Source organism: Acetobacter sp. JWB, from assembly GCF_003323795.1.
In the GTDB taxonomy this organism is placed as follows: domain Bacteria; phylum Pseudomonadota; class Alphaproteobacteria; order Acetobacterales; family Acetobacteraceae; genus Acetobacter; species Acetobacter oryzifermentans.
This window is the reverse complement of sequence record NZ_CP030871.1, coordinates 963,750-985,235: the sequence shown is the minus strand read 5'-3', so window position 1 is coordinate 985,235 and position 21,486 is coordinate 963,750. Positions and strand designations below refer to the sequence as shown.

Sequence of the window (21,486 nt, the reverse complement as noted above, 5' to 3'; positions counted from 1 at the left end):
AAGCAACATGCTGCAAGCCTAAGGCATGCCACGGGCCGGAATATGGCAGTTACTTACATGTTTCGGATTTCTGCTTCCAGCACATCAGCCGGAATATTCTGCTGCCAGCGCGGCTGCATGCTTACGGCCTTTTCCAACATGGCTTTATATTCGGCTGCTGGTATTTCCTCCCCCCAAAGCGGGCCAGGTGTTCGGTACCAAATTGTGTGTCCAGCACAACAAATCCACACACGCGCAACCGTGCCACCAAATGCACCAAAGCCACCTTGGAGGCATCTGTTGTGCGGCTGAACATGCTTTCTCCAAAAAAAGCACCGCCAAGGGCTACGCCGTACAGCCCGCCAACCAGATTACCATTTTGCCAACACTCCACACTGTGGCTGAAGCCCATGTTATGCAGAGCACAGAACAAGCGGTAGATCTCGCTATTTATCCATGTGGTTTCGCGCCCCGGCGCGGGGGCGGCACATGCGCGCATAATAGCGGGAAAATCCCTGTCCACACACACATCAAACTGGCCAGACAACACAGTACGGCGCAAGCGGCGCGGAAGATGAAAACCATCAAGCGGCAAAATACCGCGGGGGTCGGGGTCATACCACCGCAGGGTCGTATCCGTTGCATCGGACGCCATAGGAAACAGCCCCGCCGCATATGCACCCAGCATGATCTGTGGGGTAAGTTCCTGTACCATCTGCTGCATGTTCCTTTCCTGCAACCCATCATCCCGCAAGCCAAGGCAACCTCTGGCTTTGCATTCCGTTATGGAGTGTCATAGCCCATATGTTGTCTGACCCTGCTTGATGCCAGCCCGCATTGGGCACAAACTTGTGCCAGACAGCCACCGACTCACCAGCCTACGGAGTTGCCTGTGAGCACAGAAGCACCTCGCCTTATCCGCTCCATCCGCCTGTTAGATGCTGCGGAAGATCGTATTAAAACACAATTTACAGCCCCGCCTCCGCCAGAAAAAAGCCTGAACACACAGGCCCTTCTGGAATTAGCTAAGGCATTTCAGCCTTTTGCTGTTGTGGTTACCAATAACGCACCTCTTAAAGGCAAGGATGTAGAAGCTCTGCCAGAATGCGTAAAACTGGTTTCTACTGTAAGCGTTGGGCTAGACCATCTGGATCTTCCCGCCCTACATGCGCGTGGTATTGCGGTTTCCAACACCCCAAATGTGCTGACAGATTGTAATGCTGATTTAAGCATGATGCTGATTCTGGCCGCCTGCCGCCGCGCTGCCGAATATTATACGCTCATGAAAAAAGGCTGGCACCACGGCATGGGTATGGGCGGCATGTTGGGCCACCGTGTTACCGGCAAACGGCTGGGCATTGTGGGTATGGGCCGTATTGGGCAGGCTGTGGCAAAGCGCGCGCGTGGCTTTGACATGACCATTCTGTACCACAACCGCAGCCGCCTTTCCGCCGCGGAAGAAGCCGGTGCCACCTATTTTGAAAAGCTGGAAGACATGTTGCCCCATTGCGATGTGCTAACATTGCACATGCCGGGTTCACCTTCTGCGCCCCCCCTCATGAACAGTCAGACATTTTCTCTGCTGCCCAAAGGGAGCGTGTTTGTAAATGCGGCGCGCGGGTCTTTGGTGGATGAAGATGCGCTGATAGAGGCTCTGGAATCTGGCCATCTGTTTGGAGCTGGGCTGGACGTTTACCGGCAGGAACCCAACCCCAACCCAAGGCTGACAGCCTTGCCCAATATCTTCATGACACCACACGCAGGCAGCGCCACCATAGAAACGCGCACCGCCATGTGCATGTTGGCGCTAGATAATGTTGAGGCTTTGGCAAAAGGCTTGCCCATGCCCTCTCCCGTTACGGTGTAAGGAGCAACCTTTGCCATGAACATGCGCCTGTCTTGCCTGATTGGTATTGTAGTGTGCTTTGCCGTGAGTATGTGGGCGCCGCATTACCATTTGGCGGCCAAGGTTATTGGCATCACGCTGCTTGGATTTGCCATTCTCACTACGTTTCTGGAGGGTGAACCTCCCCGCAAGATCACGAAAAAAACCGCCTAAGCAGCAAAAAGGCCAGCCCATAAAGGTGCTGGCCTTTTTTGCATCTCTCTTACTTTGACAAAAAGCGGTTTAGGCTTCCGCCCCACGTTCGGCCAGATCTTCACGCATAGACATAGCGGTATCACGCACAACCGGCCCGTGTTCACGCTCCAAGCGCCGAATGGTGAAATGTGCACGGGCAAGCGCACGGTAATGGTTGAAGAACGCCGTATTCAAAGAAGCCCCACACAGCGCACCTGCCACAGGCATAAGCTGGAGAGAAATTTTCTGCCCCAGCGCCAAGCCGTAATGCGAGGCCACTTCAGCAATCAACATCACAACCGGGCGGCCACGCAACACGGCACGGGCCGAAAAATAGCCCAGTTCGCTTTCTTCGCCCGCTCTGCTGTTCGGGAAGGCTTTAAGGGCAAACACTTCCAAACATGCACGGCGGGCATCGGGGTCAGACAGGTCTTCCCCTTCTTCCCGCGCAACGCGTGCAATTTCGCGCATGATTGTAAGCGTTGTAAAACCAATATCCGGGCCCAAACCGGCCAAGCCGCTAAACCCACCAACTGCACCAGAAACAGCTACAGCGGCTTGCAGTGCCGGGCCACGCCAACGGGCTTCTGCCATCTGGCTATCTGCGCGGCCTTTCATGCCCACAATGGCAACATCAAACGCACGTGCAATGGCAGTTTCTGCCAGCCCGCGCATTTTTTCTTCCATATTGGGGGCCATGCCCAAACCACGCAGCCCCAAACGTGCAGCATGCCCCACGGCGCCGCCCATAAGGTCTGCCAAACGCACCAGAACGCCCCGGCCAGATTCCACATCAGCCAGAGCCTGTTCCAGTTCTGCCAGTTCGTGCCCATCCAAAAGCATGGGGGCCAGGGCATTCCCTGCTGTTTTTTGTGTGCTCATCCGTGCCTCTCCTGCCTGCTGCATGCCACGCCCGTTTGCGAACGAAGCAGCGACGCACTCTGGCGCCTTATTTTTCTCTATTCCGTTGTAATCATAACAGGCACAGAGCACGAAAAACAGCACCCAGCACCTTATCCACCCTGCATACGCGGCCCGCGCCGTTGTAAGGCTTGCATAAAGCCCTTACACACTCCAAAGCAGAAATACCGTTCTCCACCCAGGCGCACACCTTATTGCGGAGTATCCTGACATGACCGATCCTTCACCCACCCAGCGTTCCGTGCGACGCTTTCTGCGGCTGGCGCCGCTGGCTGCCCTTGTTGCAACCGCTGCCTGCGCCACCCAGCAGCAGCAGACATATGAAACCCGGCTGGCTGAAGCGCGCACTGCACCAGATCTGTGCCAGTCTGACCGTTTCCACATTCTGGTGGCGAAAGCATGGGAAAAGGCACATGAAGCCGGTGGTGCAGATGTAGAAGATGCCTCTCCCAACCCCAATACGCCTGCACCCGCCATACAGGTACAGGCTTCTTCCGCCATGCCGGATGTAAGCTTTCCGCCTTATTCACAACGCTCTTGCCGCATGACAGTTCAATCTGGCACGGCTGCGCCTGAAACAGGCTTTTTTACGGTGGCTTACTTTATGCACAACGGCAAGGTGGATACCTCCGTGCCATTGTGGGATTCTGATAAAGAGGTTTCCGACTACTATAATGAGCTGAAAGAAAAGATCCGCTCTGGCGTGGATATGAACAATCCAACCCTAAAATCCTGCATGCGGCATTACCCAGACCTGCACCCAAACAGCACAGATCCAGCCGTACAGCAGGCTGCTATCAGCCTGCGTGCTGTGTTGGTGCGCCACTGCCTGGCAGACCATGCTGCATTAAAAAACCTGTACTCAGACATGTACTTCATTCACCGCTAAACAAATATCCGGGCATACCCGCTTTTGGGTCTGGCTGCTTTGATCTTGCATTCAGCCCCAAAAGCCGCATTGTACGGCAGTTCTTTTTAGCTTTCAGGATACCTATTCCCATGCAGTATCATTCTGTTTCCCCCGATTTTGCCGTTTCCCCCCAGATTACAGTGGATGATATTCCGCTTATTCATGGTGCAGGGTTCAAAACCATTATTTGTAACCGCCCAGACGGTGAAGAAGCTGGCCAGCCATCTGCTGAAACCATTGGTGAAGCTGCACGCAAAGCGGGCCTTTCCTTTATTGCCATTCCCGTTTCTGCACCGCTCACACCTTCTTCCGATGCCGTGATTGAAACGCAGGAAGCCATCAACACCCTGCCTGGCCCAATTTTTGCCTATTGCCGTTCTGGCAACCGTTCCGCTCAGGCATGGACACTGGCAACACAGAGCTAATTTTTACTCTGCATTGCTTGCAAAAAAGGCCGCCCTTTATGGAGCGGCCTTTTTTGTTTGTGTGTAATTTGCCCAGCACTACAAAATATCGTGAACACGGGCTGTGTTTCAGGCAGGTTCTTGCCACCCACCCATCTCACACAAAATCTGCCAGTGTGCTGCCGATACAGGGCAGACAGATAAGCGAGACTGCCGCACCAAAGCCAAATCTTCCAGCGTAGGTTCGGCCTTAATCTGCGCCAGTGTTACAGGGTTAGGCATGGGGGCTATGGCTTTCACATCCACACATACCCATTTATCTGTTTCTGCCGTTGGGTCTGGATAACCTTCACGCACCACTTCCACCACGCCAACAATGGCGCGCTGCACGTTGGAATGGTAGAAAAAAGCGCGGTCTCCCGCCTTCATGGCCGCAAGGTTCTTTTTAGCCTGGTGGTTGCGCACACCTGTCCATGGCTCTACGCCATTAGCCACCTGCTCATCCCAGCTAAAAGCATCCGGCTCACTTTTCACCAGCCAGTAGGCCATGATTATTCTGCCATCTGGCCATCACGGAACACGGTCCGCAACGGGCGAATAATCACGCTTTCAAACAGATTAACCTTTGCGTATGGGTCTGCCGCAGCAAAACCTTCTGCCGTGGCGCGATCTGGGGCTTCCAGCAGAACAAGGCTGCCACAGGGGGCGCTATTGGCATCCAGTTGCGGGCCTGCAAAAAGGATACCGTCTTTATGGGCTTCCAAAAATGCCAGATGCTGCGCACGTGTGGCCTTGCGCAATTCCAGCGCGCCGGGACGATCCGTACAGGTAATGGCAAACAGCATAATTTCCTCCGTTGTGTTGTGCGGGCAAGACGCCCATGAACAACTGCATCGTGTCAAGAGGCACGGAATGTTGTAAAAGGGGACACAGGTAGTCCTTTTCCCACTTCCACAATGGCGGTGAAAGAGGAAGACCACAGGATTGAACCAGATACAGATGGAACGGACTGACTTTTGAGCGCCTCTCCGACCTTTGTCGCGCGTACCGGCAATTTTTTCCATCGGTATGCCAATCCCGGCCAGTTTCTTAAGCTGGGGGCACGCCTACAGCCGTGGCTAACGTGGCCTGCCATTATTCTTACCCTTACGGGGTTGGGCTGGGGGTTGTTTTTCTCCCCCGCAGACTGGCAGCAGGGCGATTCCGTGCGCATTATGTATGTGCATGTGCCTGCCGCCATGCTGGCTTCTGCCGGGTATGCTGGGCTGGCCATATGCGGCCTGCTCTCACTTGTATGGCGGCACCCCCTGGCTGACTTGGCAGCGGTGGAAATTGGGCCTGTTGGGGCATCTATCACCGCGCTTTGCCTTGCTACGGGTTCCCTTTGGGGTAAACCCATGTGGGGGACGTGGTGGGTGTGGGATGCACGGTTGACCTCCGTTTTAGTGCTGTTTTTCCTGTATCTGGGCCATATTGCCCTTATTCGGGCGTTTGATGATCCGCAGCGAGGGTACAAAGCTGCCGCTATTTTGGCCCTTGCTGGTGCGGTAGATTTGCCCATTATCAAGTTTAGTGTGCAGTGGTGGAATACCCTGCATCAGCCAGACAGCATTACCCTTACGGGTGCGCCCACCATGTCTTCCTCCATGCTGTGGCCTTTGGCTTTGTCTGCCTTGGGCATGGGGCTTGGGTTTGCCGCCATTGTTGTGGCCCGCACCCGCGCCGCCGTAATGGAAAGCCGCATTCGCGCCCTGCTGTCCTCCCCCCGCCGCAGAGGCAACGCTGCATGACCCATCTGCCTTATATTGCCGCCAGCTACGGCCTGTTTGCCATTATGGCGCTTGTGTTTTCTATTGGTGCTGCCCTGCGCCTGAAGCGCGACCGCATCCGGCTGGCCACCCTTGAACAAAAAGCCCCCCGCAAGGCAGGAGCCGCCCCACAATCATGACCCGCAAAACCCGTCGCCTTTGGCTTGTCATTGCCTGCGTGGCGTGCCTTGGCACCGCCGCAGCTTTGATCCTGCGGGCTTTTTCTTCCGATATCGTGTTTTTTGTCACACCTTCACAGGTTATGGCTTCTCCCCCACCTGCGGATAGAACCGTTAAGCTGGGCGGTATGGTGGTTGCTGGCTCTGTGCACCGTGAACGCAAGGGTGAAACACCTGTGGCCACGTTTAACGTCACAGATGGTCAGGCCGCTGTTACCGTGCATTACGAGGGCATTTTGCCAGACCTGTTCCGTGAAGGGCAGAGCGTTGTCGCCATTGGCACCGTGCAGCCTTCGCACGATTTTACCGCTACCGAAGTGCTCGCCAAGCATGATGAAACCTACATGCCCAAGGAAGTGGCCGAGGCCCTGAAAAAGGCCGGGAAGTGGGATCCACGTTTTGGCCCGCCCCCCAGTGCGGATAGCTGGAACAAAATGACGGTGCAGGATGCCCGCAAAAACACCGCCACCCAGCCTGCCACCAACTAAATACAGACCTGAAAAAGCGGGAGCCTACCCCCTGACATGCTGAGCCCCGAACTCGGACACTACGCCCTTGCGCTGGCCTGCGTGCTTGCTGCCATACAAGGTATTCTCCCCCTTATGGGTGCACGCCGCCGCGATGTGCGGCTGATGGCATTGGCCCCCGGCCTTGCCATTGGCCAGCTTATTGCACTGCTAACCTCTTTTCTCTGCCTGGTTTACGCCGCTGTTACGGATGATTTTTCTGTCCAGAACATTGCGGCCAACAGCGCGGTTTCCAAACCGCTGCTGTATAAAATTACCGGCGTGTGGGGGAACCACGAAGGCTCCATTCTTTTATGGGCGCTTATTCTGGGCTTATGCGGCGCGGCTGTTGCTGCTTTTGGGCGCAACCTGCCTTCTGCCCTGCGCGCCCGCGTTATTGGCGTGCTGGGGCTGGTGGCCACCGGGTTTGAGCTGTTCTGCCTTACCACGTCTGATCCATTTGCCCGTATCTGGCCTGCGCCTATGGATGGACAGGGCATGAACCCCCTGCTGCAAGACCCCGGTCTGGCTTTCCACCCACCTATTCTCTACACGGGTTATGTCGGCTTTGCCGTGCCATTTGCTTTTGCCATTGCCGCTTTGCTGGAAGGCCGGGTAGATGCCGCATGGGGCCGTTGGGTGCGCCCGTGGGCCGTGGCCGCATGGTGCTTCCTAACCTGCGGAATCGCAATGGGATCTTGGTGGTCTTATTACGTGCTGGGTTGGGGTGGTTACTGGTTTTGGGATCCGGTGGAAAATGCCTCGCTCATTCCGTGGCTAACAGGCACCGCCCTTATTCATTCCGCCATTGTGGTGGAAAAGCGCGAAGCCCTTAAAATCTGGACAGTGCTGCTGGCTATTGGCACGTTCTCGTTCTCGCTTTCCGGCACATTCCTTGTGCGTTCGGGCATCCTGAACTCTGTGCATGCCTTTGCGAATGACCCTGCACGCGGGGTGTTTATTCTGGGCCTGCTGGCTGTAGTGATTGGTGGCTCTCTGGCGCTATTTGCTTATCGCGCGCCTTCGCTTACCTCCGGCGGGCTGTTTGCCCCGGTCTCACGCGAAGGGGCATTGGTGCTGAACAACATTTTGCTGTGTTCACTCTGCGCCGTGGTGCTAACGGGCACAATGTATCCGCCGTTTATGTCCCTGCTGTTTGACCGCACCATTTCTGTGGGCAAACCGTTTTTTGATGCCACCACCATTCCGCTGGCTCTGCCGCTTTTCATCTTCATGGGGTTTGGCCCCATGCTGCCGTGGAAGCGTGCGCAGCTTTGGCCCATTTTGCAAAAGCTATGGATTGCTGCTGTTATCACCGCCATTGCTTGCGCCGTTGCAGCCTTTCGCCTTTCTGGCGTTCTGCCAATTCTGTGCGCCGCAGCTTCTATCTGGATTATTACATCCACCATCACGGATGTAGTAGAACGCGTGCGCTTGTTCCGTGCGCCGCTTGCCACAAGCATTCAGCGTGCACGTATGTTGCCCCGCGCCATTATTGGCACCGCCATTGCACATATTGGCGTGTGCATTACGGTGCTTGGGCTTTCCGCCATGTCTCAGGCCCAGCATAAAATTGTGGAAGTGCCCATTGGCACTACAGAACGTCTGGCTGGGTATGACTGGACACTTACAAACGTAAAGCAGGAACCTGGGCCAAACTACACCGCCATGGTGGGCACGTTAGAAGTGCGGCGCAACGGGCACCTTATAACCGTTATGCACCCTTCCAAACGCAGCTTTAATACGCAAAACCAGACCACAACCGATGTTGCCATCCATACCAACCTGCTGGCAGATCTGTACGGTGTGCTGGGTGACAAACATGGGCCGGATAGCAACCCAACCTACGTACTGCGCTTACACTATAATCCGTTAGCTCCTTGGATGTGGCTGGGTGCGCTGGTTATGGCTTTTGGTGGCGCGCTTTCCCTATCTGACCGGCGTGTGCGTGTGGGTGCGCCGCAGCGTGCCAAATCTTCTGCCGAAATGAGTGCAGCATCATGAGCAATTCAGAAACACCCCCCAATGCTTCCCGCCGTCGGCTGCTTATGGCTTTGCCATTGGCAGGGGCTGGCGTAGTTGGCGTTGCGTTTTGGAAAATGCTTTCCGGTATGGAGCATGGCTCCTTCAACCCGCATGATATCAACGCGCCAGTGCTTAACCGGCCCGTGCCAGATTTCACGCTACCAGATCAGCCCCCTATGCAGGGCTTTAACACGCAGGACTTACGCAACCTGACACAACCTGTGCTGGTGAACTTTTTTGCATCGTGGTGCATTCCCTGCCTTGCGGAAATGCCAACCCTGATGACACTCAAAGACAAGCTGACCATGTGGGGCATTGCCTACAAGGACAGGCCAGAAAATGCGGAAAACTTTCTTAAGCATTCCGGCAACCCGTTCTCCCGCCTTGGGAGTGACCATGAAGGCCGGGTGGGTATCGAATGGGGTATTTCTGGCGTGCCAGAAACATTCCTAATCGGCCCCGGTGGTGTTATCCGCTGGCACACCGCAGCCCCCCTTACGGATGACATTCTGAGTCAGACACTTCTGCCTTTGGTTGAAAAGTTGAAAGCGCCATGAACATGCGCCGTTTTCTGGCTGCCTCCTGCGTTGGGTTCTCCCTTATTGCGGCACCTGCTCTGGTGCTGGCGGTGGATGACCCCATGGAAATGCTGCCCAACCCCCAGGATGAAGCGCGGGCTGAAGCCATTGGCTCCCAACTGCGCTGCCTTGTTTGCCAAAACGAATCTATCGAGGACAGTAGTGCTGGCTTGGCGCGAGACCTGCGCCGTGTGGTGCGTGAACACGTTGCCAAGGGTGAAAACAACCAGCAGATTATGGACTGGATGGTAAACCGCTATGGCAACTTTATCCGCCTGAAACCTGCGTTTTCATTCAGCACCTTGCTGTTGTGGTGCATGCCAGTTCTGGCGCTGCTGCTGGGGCTTGTATCGGCCCTTATCTTTTATCGCCGCCGCGCGGCTGCTCCGCCCTCTCCACCACCACTCACAGAAGAAGAAAAAGCCCGGCTGGCCCAGCTGACAAAGGATAAGGATAACGCCCCATGATCTGGCTTTCCATTGCCCTGCTCAGCCTGCTGGCTCTGGCCCCCGCCTGCGCCACATTATGGAAACGCACCCGCACCGTGCGGGATGAACGCAGCGCCGCTCTTGCCCTACACGAAGCCCAATTGGCGGAAGTGGATCGCGACCTAACAATCGGGCTGATTGCCCCAACTGAGCACGAAATTGCACGGCTGGAAATTCAGCGTCGCATTCTGGCGGCAGATAAAGCACCATCCTCCGCCGATAACTCTCGTGCCGCCACAGCAGGTTGGATTGGCCTTGGCCTTGCACCTGTGCTGGCGGTGGGCCTGTATCTGACAAATGGCGTGCCTTCCCTGCCTGCCCAGCCACTTGGCCCACGCCTTGCGGCCGAGCATATGCAGGACACAAAAAATGATATGCTGGTTGCCCGCCTGAAGCAGACATTGGCTACCCTACCACCGGGTGACCCTGCGCTACGCCAAGGCTATCTGCTTCTTGGGCAGGTTGAAGCCTCCCGCGAGCATTATGCAGAAGCCGCAGATGCGTGGAACCATGCTCTGGATATGGGTTTTGATGCCGAACTGGCCGCCCGCACGGCAGAAGCCATCACGCGCACTAACCATCAGGTTACACCGCAAGCACTCGCACTTTTCCGCAAGGCGCTGGATGCGGCCCCACAGGATGCCACATGGCGCAGTGCGGTGCAGGCACGCATTGCGCAAGGAGAGCACGATCAGGATAATCCCTGATCGGCGTTCCTCATATTATTTTAAGCGTTAAAGGCCGCTACCTTCTGGGGCTATAACACGGCCCCAGATTTCTTCCTTCGCCCGCCGCTGGGGCGGACGGGGCTGGCAGGAAATAAAATACAGCCCAACTACAAAAACAATATTAGAAAACGCATTAAACCACATGGCCGAACTGAACGTTACCGGCGATGTAATGGCTTGATAAATCACGTAAAATGTAAATGGAATAGAGATAATGCGCACGCTAATCAGCATGTAACGCAAAGGATTGGCCTTGCCTGGCTGCACCAATACGCGCAGGCGGCTCAACCCTATAAAAAATGTAACGCACAATGCCCATACCAGCACGTTAAAGATCATGTTTCCAAAATCGTTCATGCCGGTTACAACAAACACGGCAATAATGGAAACAGCAGACAGCAACAAAGAGCCGAGCTGGCAGCTCATCCCCACTTCAAAAGCGGTTAGACGTTCTGGCAATTTATCTGCCAAGGGCTGGCAGACTTCATCCAGCAGCCAGCTATCCATGCGTTTAATACGTTCGCCCAAATCCATGGCGTAATTCTACCGGATTCATACGCAGGATGCACGCCCTCAACACATGCGCATTTCAGGCGTGCAGAAAATGTTACGCCTGTTTGGTTTCTGCTCCGGCTTCTGGCAGCACGCCCTGTGGGGTTTGCTTATCCACTGCGGCAGGCAGAAAATGTGCCAAAGCCGTCAGCACCGTATCTGCAGGCAAGCCTGTTTTTGCGATCAGGTTATGCACTATATCGCTACCCAGAATGGTCTGAATTTCATCTGGAGTAGCAGGCACGTTGCCACCTTGGCTAACCCATGAACGCACTTTATCACCCAGCCCGGCCTGATCTGCCCGCGTAAGCAGCGCCTCCAGATTCTGCGGCTGTAGCAAAGACTGCAACTGCTGCTGCAATGCCCCCTGCACATCCACGCCCAAAGCGCTTTCTACTTTACCAAGAATGTTTTGAAGGAAATCAGACATCGCGCCTACTTTCGTTTATCTTACCGCAACTGCGAACATAATATTCACAGTATTTTTCTATCTGGGAACATGATAGCTTATATGCGCAAGATTTATAAATAATTTCTGATCCCACGCGCGTTCATCGCCGGAAGACTGATAGCTGATATGCGTCTGAACCCACAAGGAAAAAGCAGGGAATCAGGCTACCCTGTGCGGCGTTCCTCCCTGTTTTTCGTTGTCAGGATAAAATAGTCGCCGTGCCCAGTCTCCCTATGTTTATCCTTGACCGGATCGGCCCCCTGCGCAATTTCCGCCCCCTGCACCGGCCGGGTGAACGCGGGAAGTTGCCTCTTGCCTGGTTGATCTCTCCTACACCTGCCGCCATCGGTTTTGCCGTGCGCACCACTGCCGCAGCCCTGCTTGCGTTGGTGATTGCGCTGTGGATGGAACTGGATGACCCGCAATGGGCGGCCATGACCGTATGGATTGTGGCGCAGGGCTCTCGCGGGGAAAGTCTTTCCAAAGCCAGATGGCGTCTGGTGGGCACGGCCATAGGGGTGGTGATGTCCATTACCCTTATTTCGGCCTTTAACCAGAATGCATGGCTGTTCTTCCCCATTCTGTCTATTTGGGTGGGAACATGCTGCACCATGGCCACATTGGTGCGTAACTTCCGTTCCTACGCACTGGTGCTGGCCGGTTACACCACAGCCATTATTGCCATTGGCGCCATTCCGCACCCAGAAAACGTGTTTATGACGGCCATGTCCCGCGCATCTTATATTGTGCTGGGCATTGTGTGCGAGGGCACGCTGGCAGGTCTGTTTGCCCATAATCTGGCTGAAACAGCCCGCCGCAATATGCGTGATAAACTGCGTACGGCACTTTCCAACGTATCTACCTCTGTTTCTAGCCTCTTGGCGGGGGATGAGGAAGCACTGGTGCGTTCGCGCGCCATGTTTGGCCCGTTGATTTCGATTAATGACCAGATCGAATTCTCCGAAGTGGAAATGGGCCCGCACGGGCATGAAGGTGACCATGCGCGCGCTGCACTGGCCGCCGTTTCTGTGCTGCTGTCACGCGGTTTGGGTATGGCTGTGCGCCTGCAATATGTGCAGACAGATCAGCCTGCTTTCCGTGAGACAGCAGCCCATGTGAGCGAGTTTCTGACCACCGTTCCCAACCGGCTTGATTCTGATGAAAGCGTGCAGGAACTGTTGCATGATCTGCAATTGCTGCGCGCTGAATGCCATCAGCGTGTGGTCGATGCGCTTTCGCAGGAAATTGACACGGCGTTTGATGACAACCCCGCAAATGATACGGACATTCCCGCCCTGTTGGATGGCCGCATTCTGCACAACGCGCTGGATGAACTGCTGGGTGAACTGGAACAGGCCATCCGGGAATATGATGCCAGCCAGCACTTTATCCGTGGGGATCACTTCCACTTCCGTTTGCAAGCCCACGTAGATAAGCGCGAGGCCATTTATAATGGTGTGCGTGCCATGGTGGCCATTACGGCTGCCGGGCTGGTGTGGGAATGTACAGCGTGGCCCGCAGGTTTGGGCTTTATTACCTTTGTGGCCATTGTTTGCGGGCTGTTTGCCACGCGAGAAAACCCGGTTGTTGCCTCATCACAATTCATGATCGGTGGCATATGGGCGGCTATTGTCTCATTCTTTCTGGTGTTTCTTGTACTGCCGACACAGGCAGATTACGAAATGCTGGTGGGCACGCTGGCCCTGCCCATGATTGCAGGCGGCCTGGCAGCCCGTAACGCGGGCACAGCTCTGCATTCTGCCGCTTATACGCTGTTGCTGCCAAACTTTGTGCACCCGCTCAACCAAGGCCGCCAGAACGAAGTAGCGTGGTTTAACTCCACCGCGGCCGTGTTGTTGGGCGTGTTTTTTGCCGTGCTGATTTTCCGGGCCGTGCTGCCCTTTAACAATAATGCAGAACGCTGGCGCATGCGCCGCACTATGCTGCATGATTTGCGCACACTGGCATCTGCCGAGCCCATGCCTGAAACGCGAGACTGGATTGGCCGCAATATTGACCGGTTTGCCCGCCTGATCCGCCATGCAGGCCCCACGCCTTCCCCCACCATTGAAGGCTGCTTGCAGGGCACGCTGGCTGCCATGACTATCGGGCTCAATATTATCCGTTTGCGCACGCTGCTTAAACGCAACCAGATTCCACCAGCAGCCAAACGCGCCATTGAAATTGTTATGAAGCGTATGAGCGGCTTTACCGGCAAATATGGCCACACGGCACACGCAGCAAGGGTTGCAACATCTGCCCTGCGCCGCATGGAAGCAATGGAGCCCAACATTTCTACCCGCATCGAGCTTACACGCGCCATTGCCTACCTGATTGTGGTCTCGCACGAGTTGGATGCCAACGCTGTATTTTTGGATGCTTCCAAGCCCTACCGCGCTGTGTAAACGCACCTATAATCAAGCTGTTAAAGAGCCGGGCTTTTGTTCCGGCTCTTTTTTTGTCAGATGCTCAAGAAGTTGTTATAACAATATCTTCAATCTGGGGCGTCTGGCTGCGTGGTTTCATTTTCATTTCCATTACAATGGTATCGCGGCCTGCATGCCAGAATACACAGCGGGTCTTCCTTCCCGCTATCATGGCTTATTGCCCCAGCCCCGGCTGATCTAGGCTTTGCCCTGCGCACCACCGTAGCGGCATTTATTGCTCTTAGCTTGGCATTGTGGATGGAAATGGACAGCCCCCAATGGGCCGCCATGACCACATGGATTGTGGCGCAGAACTCTCGCGGGCAAAGTGTTTCCAAAGCCAAATGGCGGTTGATTGGCACTTGTATTGGCGCTGTAGCTGGTATTGCATTTTTGGCTGCTTTTCCGCAGGAGCCGTGGCTTGTTTTTCCCTTTCTGGCCATATGGGCTGGTGGTTGCTGTGCCATTGCAACATTTCTGCGCAATTTTCGGTCTTACGCGCTGGTTCTTGTGTCCTTCACTACCACTATTATTGTGCTGAGCGCCGCCAACCAGCCTGACAACGTGTTCATGATCGCGCTTTCCCGCACCACCTATATTACGCTGGGTATTGTGTGCGAAAGCCTGCTGGCTGCCTTGTTTGCCCCACGCCTTGAGCACGTAGCCCAGCAGGAAATGCGAGAGCGCTTGCTAGGTGCCTTGCAGGGGGCGTGCTCTGGCGTGCAAGGGCTGCTGCGCAACCAGCCCGATGGGCTACTACGCTCCCGCGCTTTGCTGGGCAGTATTCCATCGCTGGCAGATCAGACAGAGTTCAGTGAAATTGAAATGGGCCCTCACAACCATGCGGGAGACCACGCACGCGCCAGCCTGAACGCTGTTTCCGCCTTTTTGGCCCGCGGGATGACACTGCATATTCACATGCAAGCAGCCTCCCCTGTACCACCAGATTTTCAGCACGCTATTGATGATATCTGCACGCTTCTCACGGTATTACCGGCAGAACTGCAACAAGATGCCACCATAACGGCAGCAACACGGGCACGCGCCCAAATCCGGCTTTATCGCACCCGCAGCCAACAACGTGGCATAGACCGGCTGGTGCGGTTCCAGCTTCTGCAACAGCAAGATGCCCCCACCACCCAACAGCAACAGCGTGATTTGCTTGAAGGGCGTATTCTGGAATCTGCCTTGGCCAAATTGTTGATGGAACTGGATCTTGTTCTGGAGCATTTTATTGCCACCCAAATCCCCAGCAAGTCTGATCACTTCCGGTTTGACCGTCATCCTGCAAAAGATGTGCTTCTAGCCACCAATAACGGCATCCGGTCTGCCGCAGCCATTTGCGCGGGTGGTTTGTTATGGGAAGTTACGGCATGGCCCGATGGCTCTACCCTTGCCATGTTTGTGGCTGTTACCAGCACGCGCTTTTCTTCTTTTGAAGATCCGGTACATGCGGCCAGCGGCTTTTTCCGTGGCGCGGTATGGGCGGCTGTTATCTCCTTTATTCTTTGTTTTGTGGTGTTGCCGCAGCAGTCTGGGATAGAAACGCTGCTGGCATCACTCTTTTTCCCCATGCTGGCCGGTGGGCTGGCCTTGCGCGCCCCCGGCAGCATTGCAGGCACAGCAGCGGCCTATAATAACTTCCTGCCCTTTATGGTGGGGCCAGCCAACCATAACCGCATGGATGAGCTGACATGGTTTAACACCACCCCTGCCGTTGTTCTGGGTATTGGGTTGGGAATATGGGTTTTTCGGCTTGTGCTGCCATTTGATGCGGCCGCAGAACGCTGGAGGCTGCGCCGCAAAATGGTGCGTGATTTACGCCTGATGGCCAAAGGCCGCCTGACATTTACCTCTGCCCAATGGATAGCACGTTCGGGAGACAGGCTTGCGCAGATTATCCGCCACGCTGGCACCCACCCGAATGCCCTGGTGGAAGCCTACCTAACAGGCGCCATGAGCGCGATGACAACTGGTTTGCTTATTTTGCGCCTGCACAATGTGCTGTCTCACAAGCTTTTATCTGCCGATCAGGGCCAGCAAATTGCGCATGTGCTGGAAACAATCAGCCACATCAAAGGCTACACACAAGCCCCGGCCCTTGCTGCTGCCCACGCCATGCAGGCCCTTTTGCCAGCGGCTATGGTTGAACGAAACCTATCCCAACAAATAGACCTTGTGCGGGCCATAGGAGCGCTGGAGGTGTTGCGGCATGAGTTTACAGCCCATGCCACATTTATGGATATCACCCAGCGCTTTCACCTTGTTGACGCCCCGGAGCGACTGGCAGCCTAACCCCCCTTTAGTGCTGCTCCACATCATGGAAGCGCGTGTAATCCACCGCAATGCGGCCATCTGGGCGAGAGACCACAATATCTACAAACCGATGGTTATTGCGCACACGGTCAAACCTGTAAGCTGTTCTGGCAAACACTGTTTGGCCCAAGGCCTCATCCGTGCCGGTAACTGTTACAATAATTTCGGCTTCCTCGGTTTCCAGTTCCGCCATTGTTTTACCGTGTAAGGGGCTATCCGGCCCGATCACATGCGCCATTACAAAGGCAAACCGCAGCACGGGCACATGAGATTGCACAAGTAATAGCTGGTCAAACTTGCGCACCAGATGTCCATTTTCCCCCATAACCAAGCGGGAAAGTGCTACTTCTACATCCACAGAAAGAATGACGCTGACACGCAAATTGGCAATACGAATACACAGCGCGGGAATACCACTTTCACTACTGACAACAGCAGTATTACTGAACATGATGCGAGCACGTGGCCGGGCAAAACGGGCAAAGAGCAAGCCGGTTGCCACGGCTGTTAACATCATGCCGATAAACACTTCCAACGAGACAATGGCATTGGCGTAAATGCCAACAGGTGTCATGCCCCCGTAACCCACGGTGGAAAGTGTTTGCACACTGAAAAAGAACAGTGAAAGCAGAGTATGCTGGCCGTCGCTCGTAATCTGGTTTGGTGCCACCATATACAGCAACGCAAATATAAAATTGATAAGCAGGTAAGAAAACACAGCCACAGCCGTAAAAGCAGGCCAGCTTGCTGTAAGGGCGTGATGGTACAAATCTGTCCATACGCTATCCTTCAGCCCCACACGTACAACATCGTGGCGGCCTTTTTCTTCCACCAGCGCATGCGCTCTAAAACGCTTAGCGGCTTCACACGTGCTTAAAGAAAAACGCCTGCTTTCCTTCTTTTTCTGCGCTGCAGAAGACCCACCCACATCCTCTAACGGTGTATGGCGAATTTCCTTATCTATCTGGCTTTTCTTCCTGTAATTGCGCAATAGTCTTTTCATAATCACCGCTCCACGCACCGGCCCGGTATGGGGATGCGCCCTCTGTTGCGGTGATACACGGCACAGCGTTAGCGTGCCTCAACAATTCTGCATGGAACCCCTGCAAAATCCCGCCAAAAATAGATAAAAACGCTAAGTTTTTATGAAGAGCGGGTTGCGTTTAGAAAACGTGCAGTTTTGTAGATAATCTTTTCAAAAAAACCGTTTTGCGCCCTCATGCCGCTGGGCGTGCCTATCACTTCTACCTGATCCAGATGCAGCACTGTGTGCCCAAGGGCTTGCACACGCACAAAACGCGCCATAACGGGTTTGGGCAAAACCACACGCAAGGGCGCAGAATCCGCGCCGCCAAAATGCGTATCATCCCGTTTGGTAAAAACCGTATGCCAATCTGTGCCGTTATGAGAGACAAGAATATTCAACTGCACACAGCATTCTTTTTGATCTAGCCGATTGTACAGCACAACGTCCTGCACCCTGCACATCTGCTCCAGATCAACCTGCCACCACGGATCATCTTCAAAATCTGTATGAAAACCGTATCCGCCGTTTATCAGCCCATCGTTCCCACCAGAGGCTTCGCGCGCAGCATCATGAGACCATGACCATTGTGATACGGTGGACAACATGGCGGGCCGATGGCGGGAAAGAACGTGCCCGGTATCCTTGTTTAAATGAAACAGAGCCTGTTCCAGCCTATCAAGCACCTGCGCACTGGCTTGCGGGGGCGCACAAGACTGAAACGCACATACTTCTGGCCAGTATTGCGGATACTTTTGCTGCACATAAGCGTAGCCCTGCCGATAAAGGTCTGCAAAGCGGCTGTCCTGATAATCCAGATACGTGCCTTGCTGCGTGTAACCACCATAAGACCACGTAGCCCCTACCACGCCCAAACCTGCAATAAAGCGAAAATCATACTGGCTGATTTCGCCCAATGCGGAAGATCTCTGCTGCCCTACTGGGCGTGTATGTTCTACTGGGCTGGCATCCATAACCCATATATCGCGCCAACCCAGCATCATGGGCCAAAGCAGATCCAGCCCGAAGCCTGTGCCTGCGCGTGAAAAGCGGAAAGTGGGCAGTGCCTGATGCAAAAAATCGCGCTGCATGCATGGCGCCATAATTTCTGCAAACGTAGAGGCGCGCGCCACAAAATTTTGATTCTGCAAAGTGGAAAGATGGCTACAAAAAGAACCAGGCGTAAGTGCCGGAGCCGCCAATTTGGCTTTATACTGCCTGCACGCAGCAAAAAAATAGTTCCACGTTTCTGCCGTAGCCAACAGATCATCATCCGGTAAACAGATATAATCGTACTGCTTCCAGCCATCCCACTCTGTTAAAAAACGATACAGACCATCCCACTTATGGCCCGGCACTATCTGGCCGGGAAGACCTTGCATATCCACTGGCTGAAACGGGCATAAAACCAGATCCCATTCCGGCACGGCCCCTTTCAGCCATTCTGGGTGCAGGGAGCGAGCACCACAGCGTGCAATAATCAGATTTCGCTGCATTACCCCAGCCGTTTACGCCTTACACGTTTTACTGTGCGTCTTTTTCTTCAAACGGACGCAGGGAAACACCTCCGGCATCTCGCGCCCAGGCTGCGGCATCATCCTCTGGCGGCACGTAATTGCCTTTGGTGATGGAACCATGCGCCAGTGTTTGCACATCCATCCGGTTCAAGCCGCTAGACTGCGCTGCCGCGCTTTGCGCTGCACGTTCCCACAACGCATGGGCTTTTTGCTGATCCCCCTGAGCAGAAGCAATACGTGCGGCAAGTGCAAGTGCCCGTGCCATATCACGGTAAGATCCATCATTACGCCGCAGATCAGCCGCCTGCACAGCTAAGGCTTCTGCCTGCTGTGGTGCGGATTGGCGTAACACACGGGCCTGAATTTCCGCCTGATCTGCCTGCTGTGTGGCAGAAAGCGGCTTTTTAAGGCTTGCAAGATAAGCCGCAGCTTTTTGCAGATTTGCGCTATCAGATTGCGCATCCGCAGCAAGCCCCAGCACCAAGGCAGCCCTGCCCGCCAGCGCACTATCGGATGACTGCATGGCCTGTGTGGCGGATGATATGGCAGAACTGTAATGGCCCAGCCTGTAATGTGCAGCGGCTTCTACCAGATCAAGCGAGTACAACTGTGTTTGCCCACGCACACCAGCGGCCTGCCGTGTAGCCTGTGCGGTTTGCAAAGCTTTATCCGGCGTGTTTGCTGCCAGTTGCGCTACTGCCAGATCATACCCAGCCTCTGTTATCGCGCTAACATCATCCCGCAGCAAAGCCATATCTGCCGCTTTGCGATACTGCGTAACGGCCACAGTATAACGCCCCAGCTCAAAGGAATCTCGCCCGGCTGTCATGGCCTGATCCCATGCGGCATCATCCTGTGTGGTGGGTTTATCCTGCGCTGCACCGCCGCACCCGGCCAATAAAAGAGGTAAACACAACACAGCCGCAGCGGGAGAAAAATACCTCATGGCCGCACCTGCTTAGGTGACAGACGGTTATGCCGTATCACTTTTTGTCCCCCCAGTAGCCACATGCCCCGTAGCTGGTCTGTTAGTTTTTCCAGCCCGTAAAGTGTGGTTTGCGCCTGCGCCAGCAATGCTGGCAGATCTGCGGTGCTGGCATCCAGATTAGCCGCAATACCCGGCAGATGCGGTGTTGCGCCCTTTAAATCGCGCGAGGCCCCTTTCAGGTTTGCCACTGTGGCATCGGTTTTGTTCATGATGCCAGAAATCTGGTTTTCAATCGGCTTCAGGCGGTCAATCACCCCATTGAGCGAAACAATAGTGGCTTCTGCCTGTTTGATCAGTTGATCATTCGTCATCAACTGGCCAACTGTGCCCTTGCCTGCGTGCATATCACTAATGGTGCCATCAAGCTGTGCCATCATGTGCCGTGCACTTGCCAGTGCGGGCATGATTTCGGCCTGAATGCTGTTGAGCGTAGCGGTAATCTGGTCTGCTGGATTAGGCGCTGGCGTTGCGCTTACAACTGCATAGCTCCAATCCATTGGCTCCCCATGTCCGCGGCTGAGATCCAGATAAGCGGCACCTGTTACAATTAACTGTTTGCGGATAATGGCTGAACTATCGCGCCGGATAAACGGCTTGGCCTGTGGGTCCAGATCCACCAGCGCATACATGCTGCCAGACGGGTTGAGCTTAATGGAACGGATGGTGCCTGCATGCGCACCCATAAGTTGCACATCGCCCCCAACCGTAAGGCCACCCACGCCAGAAGCTGGCAGCACCACGCGCAAGCGCGCTGGCGGGGTTAACCAATCTCGCAGCACACCGGCTTCAATCACCGCGCCTGCAAAAATAACAAGGCTGAGAAGAACAAGAAATCCAACCCATTCATCTGCATAACGCAGAGAAATAAGAGGTTTCACTTTCTGTCTTAAGCGGAGCTGGAACATTATGCCATCCGTACTGCTACTAGGCCATCATCAGCAAGACGCCATGTGGAGGTAATACCCTGCCGGTAACTTTGCCAAACGGCATTGCTGCGCACCAGCCAGATTACGCCTGCCCCTCTATCCCGCGCTTCTGTTATCGAAGATAGGAAAGAGTTGTACAGTTCGGGCGGGCCACCCTCCAGCGGGTCTTCCAAAAGCAGCAAATGCGGCTGCCCCATAAAAGCCCGCACGCATGAAACGCGCGTAAGATCCGTATCAGAAAGCAAGGATGGGCTAATTGTAGGCACACCCGGCAAGCCAAAACTTTCTGAACGTCGCACAGCCTCTGCCACCAGATCATCCAAAGTGCGGGTGGTATGGTGCAACTGCTGCAAAATAATACCCAGATGCGTGGGCATAAACTCCGCCCAACTGGCCCGACGTGTAATGCGCCCGATACGCCCGCGCAGTGCGTTCAGTTCCCGATCTTTCAGGTTTGCCCAATCCAGCCCCATAAAGCTGACCTGCCCACTTTCCAGCTCCACCATACCGCTGCACAAATCTGCAAACATGGTGGCGCGGCTTGGGTCTCGCGCTTCCACAATCATACATTCACCGGGCATCAGCTTCATGCTGAAGGGCACTGGCGGCAGGCCGCTATCCTCAAAGGAAGGCACCGCCTTGTTTAATTCCAGAAGTGGGCCTGCTGAATACGCCTCCAT

The 21,486-nt window shown here is 54.8% G+C and carries 23 protein-coding genes and 1 pseudogene; 13 read left to right on the top strand and 11 right to left on the bottom strand.

Annotated features, from left to right (window positions below; genetic code table 11):
- Window positions 1–53 precede the first annotated feature (53 nt).
- Window positions 54–694 (bottom strand): annotated as a pseudogene (gene aat / locus DS739_RS04760) (leucyl/phenylalanyl-tRNA--protein transferase).
- 177 nt (window positions 695–871) lie between these two features.
- On the opposite strand from aat, the gene DS739_RS04755 reads away from it, so the two are divergent.
- Together DS739_RS04755 and DS739_RS14285 are read left to right on the top strand one after the other, a co-directional pair.
- The gene (locus DS739_RS04755) at window positions 872–1,846 is read left to right on the top strand and encodes a D-glycerate dehydrogenase (RefSeq protein WP_035351638.1); all 975 of its coding nucleotides are present in this window, start codon (window positions 872–874) and stop codon (window positions 1,844–1,846) included.
- 15 nt (window positions 1,847–1,861) lie between these two features.
- Window positions 1,862–2,038 carry a hypothetical protein gene (locus DS739_RS14285; RefSeq protein WP_006116078.1) on the top strand — a complete coding sequence of 59 codons (177 nt, stop codon included), beginning with the start codon at window positions 1,862–1,864 and terminating at the stop codon, window positions 2,036–2,038.
- Between the two features lie 69 nt (window positions 2,039–2,107).
- Here DS739_RS14285 and DS739_RS04750 read toward each other — a convergent pair whose 3' ends face one another.
- Complete coding sequence (locus DS739_RS04750; protein ID WP_035351640.1) at window positions 2,108–2,965, bottom strand: EcsC family protein; 858 nt, start codon at window positions 2,963–2,965, stop codon at window positions 2,108–2,110.
- 226 nt (window positions 2,966–3,191) lie between these two features.
- On the opposite strand from DS739_RS04750, the gene DS739_RS04745 reads away from it, so the two are divergent.
- Window positions 3,192–3,869, top strand: a complete 678-nt coding sequence (locus DS739_RS04745) for a hypothetical protein (RefSeq protein ID WP_006116081.1) — start codon at window positions 3,192–3,194, stop codon at window positions 3,867–3,869.
- 110 nt (window positions 3,870–3,979) lie between these two features.
- A complete protein-coding gene (locus DS739_RS04740) occupies window positions 3,980–4,315 on the top strand; it encodes a TIGR01244 family sulfur transferase (protein WP_006116082.1) in 336 nt (111 codons plus the stop codon).
- 108 nt (window positions 4,316–4,423) lie between these two features.
- On the opposite strand, the gene DS739_RS04735 is transcribed toward DS739_RS04740, so the two are convergent.
- Window positions 4,424–4,843, bottom strand: a complete 420-nt coding sequence (locus DS739_RS04735; RefSeq protein WP_006116083.1) for an EVE domain-containing protein — start codon at window positions 4,841–4,843, stop codon at window positions 4,424–4,426.
- Window positions 4,844–4,845: 2 nt separating this feature from the next.
- Window positions 4,846–5,139 (bottom strand): YciI family protein, encoded by a 294-nt coding sequence (locus DS739_RS04730; RefSeq protein ID WP_035351641.1) that lies wholly within the window; start codon window positions 5,137–5,139, stop codon window positions 4,846–4,848.
- A gap of 171 nt (window positions 5,140–5,310) precedes the next feature.
- On the opposite strand from DS739_RS04730, the gene DS739_RS04725 reads away from it, so the two are divergent.
- From DS739_RS04725 to ccmI, 7 genes are read left to right on the top strand one after another with little or no spacing between them, the layout of a single operon-like run.
- The gene (locus tag DS739_RS04725; protein WP_006116085.1) at window positions 5,311–6,084 is read left to right on the top strand and encodes a heme ABC transporter permease; all 774 of its coding nucleotides are present in this window, start codon (window positions 5,311–5,313) and stop codon (window positions 6,082–6,084) included.
- Complete coding sequence (locus DS739_RS14280; RefSeq protein ID WP_162853386.1) at window positions 6,081–6,242, top strand: hypothetical protein; 162 nt, start codon at window positions 6,081–6,083, stop codon at window positions 6,240–6,242. Before DS739_RS04725 ends, DS739_RS14280 begins: the two co-directional genes overlap by 4 nt.
- The gene (gene ccmE / locus DS739_RS04720) at window positions 6,239–6,769 is read left to right on the top strand and encodes a cytochrome c maturation protein CcmE (RefSeq protein WP_006116086.1); all 531 of its coding nucleotides are present in this window, start codon (window positions 6,239–6,241) and stop codon (window positions 6,767–6,769) included. Before DS739_RS14280 ends, ccmE begins: the two co-directional genes overlap by 4 nt.
- Before the next feature lie 36 nt (window positions 6,770–6,805).
- Window positions 6,806–8,791 (top strand): heme lyase CcmF/NrfE family subunit, encoded by a 1,986-nt coding sequence (locus DS739_RS04715; RefSeq protein WP_006116087.1) that lies wholly within the window; start codon window positions 6,806–6,808, stop codon window positions 8,789–8,791.
- Window positions 8,788–9,369, top strand: coding sequence for a DsbE family thiol:disulfide interchange protein (locus DS739_RS04710; protein ID WP_006116088.1), 582 nt, complete (start codon window positions 8,788–8,790; stop codon window positions 9,367–9,369). The genes DS739_RS04715 and DS739_RS04710 overlap by 4 nt, the downstream gene beginning before the upstream one ends.
- Window positions 9,366–9,857, top strand: coding sequence for a cytochrome c-type biogenesis protein (locus DS739_RS04705; protein ID WP_006116089.1), 492 nt, complete (start codon window positions 9,366–9,368; stop codon window positions 9,855–9,857). The genes DS739_RS04710 and DS739_RS04705 overlap by 4 nt, the downstream gene beginning before the upstream one ends.
- Window positions 9,854–10,585: a c-type cytochrome biogenesis protein CcmI gene (gene ccmI / locus DS739_RS04700; RefSeq protein WP_006116090.1), complete on the top strand. Its 732-nt coding sequence runs from the start codon at window positions 9,854–9,856 to the stop codon at window positions 10,583–10,585. Before DS739_RS04705 ends, ccmI begins: the two co-directional genes overlap by 4 nt.
- 27 nt (window positions 10,586–10,612) lie before the next feature.
- On the opposite strand, the gene DS739_RS04695 is transcribed toward ccmI, so the two are convergent.
- Together DS739_RS04695 and DS739_RS04690 are read right to left on the bottom strand one after the other, a co-directional pair.
- Window positions 10,613–11,140, bottom strand: a complete 528-nt coding sequence (locus tag DS739_RS04695; protein WP_006116091.1) for a hypothetical protein — start codon at window positions 11,138–11,140, stop codon at window positions 10,613–10,615.
- Window positions 11,141–11,213: 73 nt separating this feature from the next.
- The gene (locus tag DS739_RS04690) at window positions 11,214–11,588 is read right to left on the bottom strand and encodes a YidB family protein (RefSeq protein WP_006116093.1); all 375 of its coding nucleotides are present in this window, start codon (window positions 11,586–11,588) and stop codon (window positions 11,214–11,216) included.
- Between the two features lie 239 nt (window positions 11,589–11,827).
- On the opposite strand from DS739_RS04690, the gene DS739_RS04685 reads away from it, so the two are divergent.
- A complete protein-coding gene (locus DS739_RS04685; protein WP_006116094.1) occupies window positions 11,828–14,014 on the top strand; it encodes an FUSC family protein in 2,187 nt (728 codons plus the stop codon).
- A gap of 111 nt (window positions 14,015–14,125) precedes the next feature.
- Window positions 14,126–16,330, top strand: a complete 2,205-nt coding sequence (locus DS739_RS04680; protein WP_006116095.1) for an FUSC family protein — start codon at window positions 14,126–14,128, stop codon at window positions 16,328–16,330.
- A 7-nt stretch (window positions 16,331–16,337) separates the two neighbouring features.
- Here DS739_RS04680 and DS739_RS04675 read toward each other — a convergent pair whose 3' ends face one another.
- From DS739_RS04675 to DS739_RS04655, 5 genes are all read right to left on the bottom strand, one after another.
- On the bottom strand, window positions 16,338–17,372 hold the full coding sequence (locus DS739_RS04675) for an ion channel (protein ID WP_081461432.1): 1,035 nt from the start codon (window positions 17,370–17,372) through the stop codon (window positions 16,338–16,340).
- Between the two features lie 122 nt (window positions 17,373–17,494).
- A complete protein-coding gene (locus DS739_RS04670; RefSeq protein ID WP_006116097.1) occupies window positions 17,495–18,871 on the bottom strand; it encodes a discoidin domain-containing protein in 1,377 nt (458 codons plus the stop codon).
- Between the two features lie 28 nt (window positions 18,872–18,899).
- Window positions 18,900–19,838 carry a hypothetical protein gene (locus tag DS739_RS04665; protein ID WP_006116098.1) on the bottom strand — a complete coding sequence of 313 codons (939 nt, stop codon included), beginning with the start codon at window positions 19,836–19,838 and terminating at the stop codon, window positions 18,900–18,902.
- Window positions 19,835–20,785, bottom strand: a complete 951-nt coding sequence (locus DS739_RS04660) for an MlaD family protein (protein ID WP_035351648.1) — start codon at window positions 20,783–20,785, stop codon at window positions 19,835–19,837. The genes DS739_RS04665 and DS739_RS04660 overlap by 4 nt, the downstream gene beginning before the upstream one ends.
- Window positions 20,785–21,486 carry an ABC transporter ATP-binding protein gene (locus tag DS739_RS04655; RefSeq protein ID WP_006116099.1) on the bottom strand — a complete coding sequence of 234 codons (702 nt, stop codon included), beginning with the start codon at window positions 21,484–21,486 and terminating at the stop codon, window positions 20,785–20,787. The genes DS739_RS04660 and DS739_RS04655 overlap by 1 nt, the downstream gene beginning before the upstream one ends.